We start from the raw sequence: 12,433 nt of genomic DNA on the forward strand, positions 1-12,433 counted from the left end.
TTCCTTTTTTTATTATTCATGAGGTGCGTTGAAAAAATTCAGCATATTTTCAAGAGCATTTTCCGCATGCATCAGTTCTCCGTTATCAAGAGATTCTTTGGCAATGAGAGCAGCTCTTTTTCGCATCTGGATTTCATAGGTGGAAATAGCTTCCTGTAAAGTTTTGTGTTGATCTGATGTTAAGCATTCACTCAATTCCAGTGCATCCAGCATGGCCATATTTACCCCTTCTCCGGCAAACGGAGGCATTACGTGAGCCGCGTCTCCGATCATCGTTACATTGGATTGAGCTTCCCAGGTCTGATCAAAAGGAATACAGTAAATAGGACGAGGAATGAATGGTGTTTCAGCATTTTCAAACAATTCAAACCAAATAGAATTCCATTCCGGATAGGTAGATTTGAACCAGTTCAGCATTTGAACTTTATCACTGTAGTTTAATCCACTGTTTACAGCCCAATTTTCATTCGTTTTCAAGCTTGCATAAAAACCAATGTCGCCGTTTCCTTTTTGCCCCATCAGGAGATTTTTCTCATTTCCGAAAACCATTATTTTACCCCCTTTCAATAAGGCATTAACTTTTGGAGCATTCTCTTTTGCCTGCAGAATATTTCCTTCAAGCATCGTGATACCGGTATAGAAAGCCTTAATATTAGTGATATAAGGGCGGATTTTTGAATTGGCTCCATCACAGGCAATAACAATATCGGCATACGTTGTTGTTTTGTTTTTGAAATGGAGAAGCCATCCTTCATTCTGTTTCTCCATAGAAACGAAGTGGCTGTCCCAGACTACTGTTTCCGGCTGTAAAGATTCCAGTAAGATTTTTCTTAAGGTACCACGATCGATTTCCGGACGAAAATGCTGATGTCCGAAATCTTCTTCAGGTTTGTCTTCGTGGTCGCTGAAAAATATTTCCGCATTTTCATTCATGATAAGTTCTCTGTCGGCTCCTACAAGATAATTCTGTTTGAATTCTTCCAGCAGATCTGCTTTACGGATTGCGGCCAATCCTGAGTTGTCATGAAGATCGAGAGGAGCCCCCTGAATTCGGGCATTTTTATTAAGATCCCTTTCAAATACTTTTACGTCGGCACCTTTTAATTGTAATAGTCTTGCTAATGTTAATCCTCCAGGACCACCGCCAACAATGGCAATTGATTTATTATTGATAAGCATAATTTTAAATTTTATGCTGCAAAATTAGGACGTATGATACACTAAAAATTGTAAAAAACGGTCGTTTTGATTTTTAAAAAGCTCTTTAGGTGAAACTCCGGAGAGTTTTTTGATCTCTTTGATGAAATGAGACTGATCGGTAAAATTAAGCTGTGGAAACAGATTTCCGTCTTTAATATGATGAAGAGAAGCCTGAAAACGTAAAATTTTACAGTAATATTTTAACGAGATTCCCAATTGTTTATTGAAATACCGGTTGATCTGGCGTTCGCTCCAAAAGATATGTTCGGAAAGGTCTTTAACGGTAATTTCCCCATGAGTGGAAAAAATAAGCTGAAATAATTTGCGCTTTCGCTCATCAATATTTTCAGGTAATAGGGATTTAATTTTTTGAGAAGCTTTAGCGCAGAATTCCTCAAAGTCGTCAAGATCAGCAATACTGAAATCCCAGAAATTATTGGGTAATTCTTTTCCACTGTTCACAAACTCTGCAATAGATTGATGCAGAATATATTCCAACGCAAGCGGATTGAAACTGATCGCAAAAAAAGTGGAAAACTCGGTTTCAGGCATCGTTTTGGGTTGGGTTTCCAGTCCCATCAAAACAATTTGAAATTGATTATCGGTGGTTTTACAGAAAAGCAGATCGATTTTTCCATTGGGAATGATTACACCTTCCTTAAAGGTTGACAAATTTTGCAGAGAAGAATACCCATACACAAAGTCAGTAAGGGATTTTTCAGGTTTAATGAATTGATAGATTAATTCGTTGCTCATGCTTTGTCTATGACCTGTTTCAGTAGAACGAATTTACAGTTTTCTTATTTTTATAGATGGATATTAACAGAAAAATTTCACATATATATACTACGTTATTAATATACCTGTTTAAATTTTTTATTTAACCACAAAAGGCACAAAAGATTCATATAATACATTTAAAGTTGAACATTAGGCTGAAAAAAGAACATCCAAGTTTTTAAAAATCTTTGATTTTTATCCTTTTGAGAACTTTCAGTATCTCTTAGCATCTTTATAAATCGCTTTTGTATCTTTTGTGGTTAATTTTAATATGAGTTTAAACATACTTAATAATAAATCAGCTAACCTTAAATTTCTTCGGAGATTTTCCGGTGATCTGAGTAAATTTTCTGTAGAAATATTCCAGTGTGTTAAATCCGGATTCAAAACAGATATTTTTAATGTCAATTTCCGGATTATTGATCAGAAGCTGTTTTGCGTGTTCTATTCTTAGCTCGATAATATATTCAACAGGAGTACAGCTGTACGTATTTTTAAATTTTTTGAAAAGATTGGCTTCGCTCATTCCTGCAACCGATGCGAGTTTTTTTATGGTGATGGGTTCTCTGTAATTTTGCTTTATAAAATGGACTACTTCCTGAAGACCATGCTGTACATTTTCTGCTTTATTGGGATGAAGAAGAAGATGTTTGGCGTTGGTTTTCATCAGTTCATAGATCAGTTCTTTAAGACTCAGGCTCAAAAGAAAATCTGAAGTTCCGTTCAATGTATCATCTATTCTTCGGTTGTAAAGATTCGTTAAACTTCTCCACAAAGATTCATCAGAGCTCACAAATTTTTTCACAGCGTTTTCCTTCATCATGATTCCTGTCTTATCCCAATCTGGATGCCAGTTTTCGATGACCTCGGAAAAAACGTTATCAATATATTCCTGCTCTATATTTAAAACCAGACATTTCGTCGGTTCCTGAAAGACAGGATGAATATCTATACTTAATTCCTTTTTACAGGGCGGGATGAATACACTTCTTTCATTAAACTCAAACGTCTCTTCTTCACTGCGAATGATCTTATTACCGCTTAACATTAATGTGATGACGGGTTTCTCGAAATAGAAAGGGAAATCATGACATACTACATTCGTTTCAAATACATTCAATTCTCCAAAAGGAATGCTTAAAACTGTTCTTTCTTCGATCTTTTCCATTATAGCATAGAGTTTAGGTTAAAAAAAATAGAGAATAAGTAAATGATTTATATCATGTTTTTGTCATTTTCGAGCTATGTAAAATACAAAATAATTTAAAACAATGGAAAATACCTCATTTGTAAAAGAAAGCACCACCGAAGATACCGGATTTTTATCGCTAAACCCCTCTACTTTAGAGGTTATCGGTAAAGTGAACAATACCTCAAAAGAAGAAATAAACGCTACAATAAACAAAGCAAAGATTGCCCAAAAACTATGGTCGGCAAGACCGGATTCAGAAAGAAAGGAGATTTTATTGAAAGTTGCAGAAGCTTTACAGCAAAACGCTCAGCAGTTGGCAGAATGGATTACGCGTGAACAGGGAAAACCATTAAGCGGACCGGGCTCAAATTTTGAAATGCAGGCTTGCGTTGGCTGGACTCAGGTTCCTGCTTCATTGGATGTACCGGAAGAAATTGTTTTTGAAGATGAAACCAGAAAAGATGTTTTATACAGAAAACCCATCGGAGTGGTGGCTGCAATTGCTCCGTGGAACTGGCCTTTGATGATCGCAATATGGCAGATTATTCCGTCTTTGAGAATGGGAAATGCGGTCATCCTGAAGCCTTCAGAATATACAACGTTCTCTACATTAGAAATGATCAAAGTGATTAACTCTGTGCTTCCTGAAGATGTTTTGCAGGTGGTTACCGGAAGAGGAGAAGTGGGTTCGTATCTTACAGCACATCCTGAAATCGGAAAAATTATGTTTACCGGATCTATCGCGACCGGAAAAAAAGTAATCGAAGCATCTTCTAAAAATATGGCTCGATTAACATTGGAATGTGGCGGAAATGATGCCGGAATTATTTTACCGGGGCTTGACCTTACTAAACATATTGACAATATTTTCTGGGGAGCGTTTCTTAATATGGGACAAACCTGTGCCTGCTTAAAAAGATTATATGTTCATGAAGACGATTATGAAAAAGTAGCTAAAGCTTTAGCGGATTATTCTTCCCATATTCCGATGGGTGATGGAGCAAATGAAGCGAATGTTTTAGGGCCTATTCAAAATAAAATGCAGTTTGATAAAATTCAGGATCTGATCGCTGATTCTGAAAATATAGGTGCGGATTTCTTATTTACAGGTCAGAAACCAGATTCAGAAGGGTATTTCATTCCTGTTACTCTTATCGGAAATGTGGATAACGGAAACAGAATTGTTGATGAAGAGCAGTTCGGACCGGTTTTACCGATCATCAAATATAAAACAATTGAAGAAGCCATAGCAAAAGCAAACGATTCGGAAAACGGTTTGGGAGCTTCAGTCTGGAGTGACAATATAAAAGAAGCCGAAGAAGTTGCCGGTCAGCTGGAAGCAGGAACGGTATGGATCAATCAGCATGGAGCGATCAACCCTTTTGTGCCGTTCGGAGGGGCAAAACAATCCGGTTACGGAGTGGAATTCGGAATAGAGGGATTAAAAGCGGTGACGGTTCCAAAAGTAATCAGCATTAAAAAGTAGAACAATACAAATTAAAACTATATGAAATACGATTTTATCATTGTCGGATCAGGTTCGGCAGGTGCAGTAATTGCCAACAGATTAAGCGAAAACTCAACTATAAATGTACTTCTCTTAGAAGCCGGTTCAGAAGACAATATTCCCGAAGTTCATGCACAGGCAGGCTGGCCTGCAATATGGAATACGGAGAGAGACTGGGCATATCACACAGTTCCTCAGGAAAGTGGTGGAAACAATACAAGATATTGGCCGAGAGGAAAAACATTGGGCGGTTCAAGTTCCATCAACGGAATGATTTACATCAGAGGTCACAGACAAGATTACGATCATTGGGCTTATAACGGATGTGTAGGTTGGGATTGGGAAAGTGTTTTACCTTATTTTAAAAAGTCCGAAACACACGAAGACGGTGAAGATGAAACTCACGGAGGAAACGGACCTCTTTTTGTGAGCCGTATCAAAACTCCGAATCCGATTTCTATAAGCGCTCTTAAAGCCTGTACAGAATTGGGATTTCCTGAAACAGATGATTTTAATAAAGAAATTTGGGGATCAGGTTTAAACCATCTTACTGTTGGTAAGGACGGAAAAAGATGTTCTACCGCAAAAGCTTTTTTAGACCCTGTAAAATCGAGAGAAAACCTGGAAATTCATACCAACGCATTAGCTCAGAAGTTACTTTTTGAAGGCGATCGATGTGTTGGGGTTTTATATTTAAAAAACGGAGAATTAGTAGAAGCAAGAGCCGATAAAGAAGTGATTGTTTCCTGCGGAACGATAGAATCTGCAAAACTTCTGATGCTTTCAGGGATTGGAGATAAAAATGAACTGGAATCTGTCGGTATTTCTGTTGTAAAACACCTGAAAGGAGTAGGTAAAAATCTTCAGGACCATCTTTTGACCAGTGTTATTTTTAAAGCTAAAAAAGAAATTCCGGCTCCGGAAGCCAATCTTTTGGAAGCACAATTATTCTGGAAAAGTAAAGAAGAAATGGTTTTTCCGGATCTGCAGCCTTTATTTATGGGACTTCCGTATTACAGCCCCGGTTTTACAGGTCCTGAAAATGCGTTCACTTTCTGTGCGGGATTTATCCGTCCTGCAAGTCGTGGGTATATCAAATTAATCTCTTCAGATCCGTCAGTTTCACCGGAAATAGATCCAAAATATCTTTCTGAAGAATCTGATCTGGAAGCATTGTACAGATGTGTTGAAATCTGTCGTGAAATGGGAAGAACCGAAGCTATGAAAGAATGGAACGACGGTGAAATTTATCCGGGAGAAGGCAAAACCAAAGAAGAAGTCTTAGATTATATTAAAAAATCCTGCTCAACCTATCATCACATGACAGGAACCTGCAAAATGGGAATCGACAGCCATTCAGTTGTTGATCCGAGACTAAAAGTTTACGGAATCAAAGGATTGCGTGTTGCGGATGCTTCCATTATGCCCGATGTGGTTTCAGGAAACACCAATGCTCCGACCATTATGATTGGGGAAAAAGCTGCTGATATGATCAAAGAAGATCATGGAATTAAGCAGTCAAGTTCCTCAAAGAATATGTCAATGGCGTAAAATCTGCTTCAATTAATGTAAAAGAAAGTTCAGAAATTCGAAAGTTATCTCATGAAAATGAGGTAACTTTTTTATCTTTAATTCAAATAAAAGCTTTGCAGGGCTTACCTTTGCAGTAAACAGAATATAATGACTCCGGAAAAAAGAAAACTCATTACAGACAGCTTCAGCCGCTCCGAAACCCTGAAATTTTACAAAGCAGAATTATTGGCGGTAGAAACCGATTATATTTCCATCAAAATTCCAAAAATGGAAATGATGACCAGAAAAGCAGGAATGTTCAACGGTGCAATGATCGCTTCTTTGGTAGATGTTTCTTCAGGATATGCAGCTGTAAGTCATTATGCAGAAGATTGCTATGTGGTGACGGTTGAGCTGAAGGTCAATTATTTAAGACCGGCGATAGGAGACGCACTGGTTTCAAAATCTTATGTGATAAAAGGAGGAGGAAAGATAAGCGTGGTAAGAACTGAAATTTATGTTGTAGATGAAAATGGAGAAAATGAAAGCCATGCAGCCACTTCATTGGTAACGATGATGAAGATAAAATAAACAGGATAAAAACTTTTTCACATGAAAATGGAATGAGTTTTGTTCGGTGGTTACTACGAATAATAAAAAAATAAATAACATGAACTTAATTATCCGATTACTGATCACTGCAATTGTAGCATATCTTTTAACGAAAATTTTGCCGGGAGTACATTTTGAAGGATTCAGCACAGCTATTATTTTTGCCATCGTTCTGGGCGTTCTGAATGTAATCGTAAAACCGATATTAAGCTTATTCGGATTACCGCTTACCATTATTACATTAGGTTTCTTTGCATTAGTAATCAATGCTTTAATTATCCTGATCGCAGATTACTTTATTGATAGCATGGAGATCAATGGTTTCTGGTGGGCGTTTATTTTCAGTATTTTGCTGTCAATTATTACCTCTTTGGCCAATTCAATCTTTTCAGATGGAGATTAATGAAAAATCTCTTTAATAATACAAGCAGAATCCGTCAGTTTTTAATTGGCGGATTTTCTTTTTAAAACACCAATAACTTTAAATGTTAATTCTTTCGTTCATTTTTATTTTAAATATTAACTTTGGCAATCTTTGAATTTAGGAATATGAAGTCTCGTGAGATTTTATATATCCGCTAAAAATGAATATCAGAATATGAAACTTAAGTACAGTCTGCTGGCTTTGGCAGCTCCGCTTTTAATGAATGCACAACAACTAATGACGCCTGAGATCCTATGGACTTTGAAAAAAGTGGGAGTACAGGCAGTTTCACCGGATCAGTCTTCACTTATCTATAAAGTGGGGCAGGTTGATCTTAAAACTGAAAAAACGAAAAGTGAGAACTATTTCTTAAACGTTCTTAATAATCAGTCTGCAAAAATCGATTTTGGCAAGAAAGCACTTATCCAGTGGGATAAAAATGGAATTTATGCTCAGGAAGGAGATAAGATTTTTCTTTCAAAAGACAATGGTAAAACATGGTCAGAATTCTACACGATCGGTGAAGCTGATAATGTAGTCATTTCTCCGGATGGTAAAAAAATAGCTTTCAGTAAGCAGGTTTTGGTGGAAAAAGTAATGGGAAAAGACAAATATTCCGATACCCCAAAAACGACGGCACAGGTATATACAGATCTTAATCACAGACACTGGGATTACTTTAATGAAGGGAAATACAATCATGTTTTTGTAGTCAATACTTCAGATAAAGTAGATGCTGCAAAAGATTTACTGGACGGAAAAATGTGGGATTCCCCTCAAAGACCTTTCGGTGGGGCAGAAGATTTCATCTGGAGCCCGGATTCTGCACAGCTTTTATACGTAACGAAACCAAAAAGCGGTAAAGAATATTCTACAAGTACCAATACAGATATTTTCGCGTACGATTTGGCTTCAGGAACTACAAAAAACCTTACGGAAGCTAATAAAGGATATGATGTAAACCCAAAATTCAGTCCGGACGGAAAATCTTTGATCTGGCAGAGTATGGCCAGAGACGGCTATGAAGCAGACAAGAATGATGTAAAAATCATGGACTGGAAATCCGGAAAAATTTCAAACTTAACGAGCGGTTGGGATGAAAGCGTTTCCGGAGATGTTTTCTGGAGCGGAGATTCTAAAACGATTTATTTCACAGCAGCTTTCAGAGGAACAAAACAATTGTTCTCATTAGATCCGAAAAGTAACAAAGTTCAGCAAATCACAAAAGGTGATTTTGATGTGAATGAAATCTTCGCAGATCAGAAAAGCTCGCTGTTGGTAGGAAGAACAGATATCAATCATGCCACCGATATTTTCTCTGTCAATATTAAAAACGGAGAAATGAAGCAGATTACTGAAGCAAATAAAGACATGTACTCTAAATTAGCTCAGGGAAAATCTGAACTGAAAATGGTGAAGACTTCTGACGGAAAAGAAATGGGAGTATGGTTCCACTATCCGCCAAACTTCGATCCAAGTAAAAAATATCCGACTTTAGTATATTGTCAAGGAGGTCCGCAATCTGCATTAACACAGTTTTTCAGCACAAGATGGAACTTTGCTTTAATGGCAGCAAACGGATACATCGTAGTGGCTCCAAACAGAAGAGGAATGCCGGGTTGGGGAACAAAATGGAATGAAGAGATCTCAAGAGATTGGGGAGGACAGCCGATGAGAGATTATTTGGCAGCTACAGACTATGCTAAAACATTACCTTATGTAGATGGAGACAGAGTAGCGGCAGTAGGAGCAAGCTATGGAGGATATAGCGTATTTATGTTAGCTGGAATTCACGAGAACAGATTCAAAACATTTATCGCTCACGATGGATTATTTGATATGAAATCTTGGTATTTAACGACTGAAGAACTTTGGTTTGCAAACTGGGATTTAGGTTCTCCATGGGAAAAACCATTGCCGAAAGCGTATACAGAATTCAATCCGAGTAATTTTGTTGATAAATGGAATAAACCAATTATGATCGTTCAGGGAGGAATTGATTTCAGAGTTCCTTACGAACAAGGTCAGGAAGCTTTCCAGGCTGCAAAAATGAGAGGATTAAAATCAAAACTGGTATACTTCCCGAACGAAAACCACTGGGTACTTCACCCGCAAAATGGATTGGTTTGGCAAAGAGAATTCTTTGACTGGTTAAAAGAAACACTTTAAAAATTAAAAGATAAGAATCAATAATTAAAAATAATTTGTTCTGAAAAATATCAATAGGAGCGGGCTTTAGCCCGCTTTTTGTTTTATAATAGGTAAATGGCTTTAGCCAAAATTTATATATTTGAATCATGCAAAACAGAATTTCTTCCTTTCCTCCGATCGTTGATGAAACCTCTAAAATTTTAATATTAGGCTCAATTCCCGGAGTGAAATCATTAGAAAAACAACAGTATTATGCCCATCCGCAAAACAAATTCTGGAAAATTATTTTTGAATTGTTTCATGAGGGCTTTACCGATGATTATGAAGAAAGAATCAATATACTAAAGAAAAACCATATTGCGCTTTGGGATGTTATTGATTCCTGCGAAAGAAAAGGAAGTCTCGATTCTGAAATCAAAAATGAAGAAGCCAATCAGATTGAAGAGCTTTTAGAACAGTATCCGAGTATTACAGCCATTTTCTGTAACGGAGGAAAATCATATAAAAACCTACAAAAAGTTCTAGGGAAAAATTTTAAAACCCCAATTATATTAATGCCCTCAACAAGTCCGCTTCACACGGTTTCTTTTGAAAAGAAATTAGAAGAATGGAAAAGAATTTTGGAAGCTTTAAAATAAAAAACAGGAATAGTTTTATTCCTGCCTAAATTTATCTAATATAAAAATTAAAATTTATTTCTCAATTCTATAAACTTCCTCATAAGGCTGAATCAAAACCCATCCATTTCCTGAAAACTTCATTTGAAACTCTTCACCACTTCCTCTTCCCATCAAACTTTTGAAAGAAACATTTGTTTTTAGCTCTGGACTTAGATTTCCAGACCAGGCAACTGTTGCATTGGGATCTGTGAAAACAGGCGCATCAGGAGTTACCATTAATGTCAATGGTTCACCATGAGTAGTCATTGCAATGTGTCCTGTACCGGAAAGTTTTACCTGAAAAAGTCCACCAGACATTACACCAGCAATACTTTTTAACATCGTGATGTCACTTTTTATACTCTGATCGTGTGCTAAAACATCGTTTCCGTTTACACAAACTGCTTCGTTGTTAAGATACAGAATACGGACTTTTTTTCCTTCGTCAGCAACGTATAATTTTCCGGTTCCTTCAGCTTTCATCAGCTTGGAACCTTCTCCGCTAATCGCTTTTTTTAATAGATTTCCAATTCCTCCGGAAAGCATTCCCTGTCTTTCAAAATTGATGCTACCAACATAACCAACCATACTTCCCCTCTTTGTCCATACAGATTGGTTGTTTAAATTGATTTCTAAAAGTGCTGGTTTTTCCAGTTCAAAATAATCTCTTTCTTGTGGATTTTCTTTTGTCTCGTTTACAAAAGATTCAATTGAATATTTGCTCATAGTGTAATTTTAAAGCCCCAAAAATAGCTTTTTAAAGTTTTAAAAATTATCGTAAAATCCCGGTTTTTTTTATTTCATTTAAATATTAATTTATGATCCGATTAAATAACACTTGACAAAGGGGTGTTTAATGTCGTATATTTGCACCTCGAAAATTACACCTTGTAATTTCAATAATTTTTAAACCGTAATTTAAAAAATGAAAACATCAGATTTTAATTTTGACCTTCCTGCAGAATTATTGGCAGAGCACCCATCAGAACACAGAGACGAAGCCAGATTAATGGTTTTGGACAGAAAGACTGAAACTATTCAGCACAAATTGTTCAAAGATGTTGTTGATTATTTCGACGAAGGAGATCTTTTTATCTTCAACAATACTAAAGTGTTCCCTGCTCGTCTTTACGGAAATAAAGAAAAAACAGGAGCTAAAATTGAAGTTTTCTTGTTGAGAGAACTTGATAAAGAAACTCGTGTTTGGGATGTTTTGGTAGATCCGGCAAGAAAAATCAGAATTGGTAATAAATTGTTCTTTACTGAAGATGAATCTTTGGTAGCTGAAGTTATTGATAACACAACTTCAAGAGGAAGAACATTGAGATTCTTATTCGATGGTTCTTATGAAGAATTCAGAACTAAATTGAAGGAATTAGGAGAAACTCCGCTTCCAAAATATATCAAAAGAGACGTTGAGCCAGAAGATGCTGAAAGATACCAAACAATCTACGCAAAAGTAGAAGGAGCGGTTGCTGCACCTACAGCAGGTCTTCACTTCTCAAAACACTTGATGAAGAGATTAGAAATCAAAGGAATCGATTTTGCTGAAGTTACTCTTCACGTTGGTTTAGGAACTTTCAACCCGATTGAAGTTGAAGATCTTTCTAAGCATAAAATGGAGTCTGAAGAAATCTTCATCGACGAGAAAAATGCTCAGATCATCAACAATGCGGTAGAAGCAAACAGAAGAGTTTGTGCTGTTGGAACAACAACAATGAGAACTCTTGAAACTTCAGTTTCTTCAAACAAGAAAATCTCTGCATTCCACGGATGGACGAATAAATTCATTTATCCTCCACACGATTTCGGAGTTGCAAACTGTATGATCACCAACTTCCACACGCCAAAATCTACATTAATTATGATGATTGCAGCGTTTGCGGGAAGAGATTTCATTATGCATGCTTATGAAGAAGCCGTAAAAGAGAAATATAAATTCTACTCTTACGGAGATGCAATGTTAATTATTTAATAAAATAAGTAAAAAGAACCAGGTTAAAAGTAAAAAGTACAAGTCGAGATGAAAGAAAATGATTTACTTACAAGAACTTTTACATTTGGAGTGAATTGTCTTAAGTTTTTAAGATCACTTCCCAATGATCCTGAAAGTAAATTAATAAGATTTCAACTTGGAAAATCAGCGACTTCAATAGGAGCTAACTATGAAGAATCGCAAGCGGGATCTTCTAAAGCTGATTTTAAAAATAAAGTGAAAATTGCTTTAAGAGAAGCCAGAGAAAGTAATTTTTGGCTTCGGATTTTAGAAAAATTAGAAGGATATGATTCTGAAGAATTTAAAGCTTTATTAAATGAAAGCGCTGAATTGAAGAACATTTTGGCTGCAATTGTTAATAATACCAAACTTTAAAAACTTTTTAATTTTTACTTTTAAC

General features: G+C 36.4%; 12 protein-coding genes. 8 read left to right on the top strand and 4 right to left on the bottom strand.

Going from position 1 to position 12,433, the window contains the following annotated elements:
• Window positions 1-12 precede the first annotated feature (12 nt).
• From RM51_RS08610 to RM51_RS08620, 3 genes are all read right to left on the bottom strand, one after another.
• A complete protein-coding gene (locus RM51_RS08610) occupies window positions 13-1,179 on the bottom strand; it encodes an FAD-dependent oxidoreductase (RefSeq protein WP_039367567.1) in 1,167 nt (388 codons plus the stop codon).
• Window positions 1,180-1,203: 24 nt separating this feature from the next.
• Window positions 1,204-1,956 carry a helix-turn-helix domain-containing protein gene (locus RM51_RS08615; protein WP_039367569.1) on the bottom strand — a complete coding sequence of 251 codons (753 nt, stop codon included), beginning with the start codon at window positions 1,954-1,956 and terminating at the stop codon, window positions 1,204-1,206.
• Window positions 1,957-2,278: 322 nt separating this feature from the next.
• Entirely contained in the window at window positions 2,279-3,148 is an 870-nt protein-coding gene (locus tag RM51_RS08620; protein WP_039367572.1) for a helix-turn-helix domain-containing protein, read from the bottom strand.
• A 103-nt stretch (window positions 3,149-3,251) separates the two neighbouring features.
• Between RM51_RS08620 and RM51_RS08625 the strand changes: the two genes are divergently transcribed.
• The 6 genes from RM51_RS08625 to RM51_RS08650 all read left to right on the top strand — a co-directional run bounded on the left by RM51_RS08625 (window position 3,252) and on the right by RM51_RS08650 (window position 10,016).
• Window positions 3,252-4,658 (top strand): aldehyde dehydrogenase family protein, encoded by a 1,407-nt coding sequence (locus RM51_RS08625; RefSeq protein ID WP_039367574.1) that lies wholly within the window; start codon window positions 3,252-3,254, stop codon window positions 4,656-4,658.
• 21 nt (window positions 4,659-4,679) lie between these two features.
• Window positions 4,680-6,230 (top strand): GMC family oxidoreductase, encoded by a 1,551-nt coding sequence (locus tag RM51_RS08630; RefSeq protein WP_039367577.1) that lies wholly within the window; start codon window positions 4,680-4,682, stop codon window positions 6,228-6,230.
• Between the two features lie 129 nt (window positions 6,231-6,359).
• On the top strand, window positions 6,360-6,782 hold the full coding sequence (locus RM51_RS08635) for a PaaI family thioesterase (protein WP_039367580.1): 423 nt from the start codon (window positions 6,360-6,362) through the stop codon (window positions 6,780-6,782).
• 79 nt (window positions 6,783-6,861) lie between these two features.
• Window positions 6,862-7,206, top strand: coding sequence for a phage holin family protein (locus RM51_RS08640; protein ID WP_039367826.1), 345 nt, complete (start codon window positions 6,862-6,864; stop codon window positions 7,204-7,206).
• A 195-nt stretch (window positions 7,207-7,401) separates the two neighbouring features.
• Window positions 7,402-9,396: a S9 family peptidase gene (locus RM51_RS08645; protein ID WP_039367583.1), complete on the top strand. Its 1,995-nt coding sequence runs from the start codon at window positions 7,402-7,404 to the stop codon at window positions 9,394-9,396.
• Window positions 9,397-9,524: 128 nt separating this feature from the next.
• Window positions 9,525-10,016 carry a DNA-deoxyinosine glycosylase gene (locus RM51_RS08650; RefSeq protein WP_039367585.1) on the top strand — a complete coding sequence of 164 codons (492 nt, stop codon included), beginning with the start codon at window positions 9,525-9,527 and terminating at the stop codon, window positions 10,014-10,016.
• A gap of 54 nt (window positions 10,017-10,070) precedes the next feature.
• Here RM51_RS08650 and RM51_RS08655 read toward each other — a convergent pair whose 3' ends face one another.
• Window positions 10,071-10,763, bottom strand: coding sequence for an AIM24 family protein (locus RM51_RS08655; RefSeq protein ID WP_039367587.1), 693 nt, complete (start codon window positions 10,761-10,763; stop codon window positions 10,071-10,073).
• A 199-nt stretch (window positions 10,764-10,962) separates the two neighbouring features.
• On the opposite strand from RM51_RS08655, the gene queA reads away from it, so the two are divergent.
• Window positions 10,963-12,012, top strand: coding sequence for a tRNA preQ1(34) S-adenosylmethionine ribosyltransferase-isomerase QueA (gene queA, locus RM51_RS08660; protein ID WP_039367589.1), 1,050 nt, complete (start codon window positions 10,963-10,965; stop codon window positions 12,010-12,012).
• Window positions 12,013-12,060: 48 nt separating this feature from the next.
• On the top strand, window positions 12,061-12,408 hold the full coding sequence (locus tag RM51_RS08665) for a four helix bundle protein (RefSeq protein ID WP_039367594.1): 348 nt from the start codon (window positions 12,061-12,063) through the stop codon (window positions 12,406-12,408).
• Window positions 12,409-12,433: the final 25 nt, after the last annotated feature.

The organism is Chryseobacterium taiwanense (assembly GCF_000813825.1).
GTDB lineage: Bacteria > Bacteroidota > Bacteroidia > Flavobacteriales > Weeksellaceae > Chryseobacterium > Chryseobacterium taiwanense.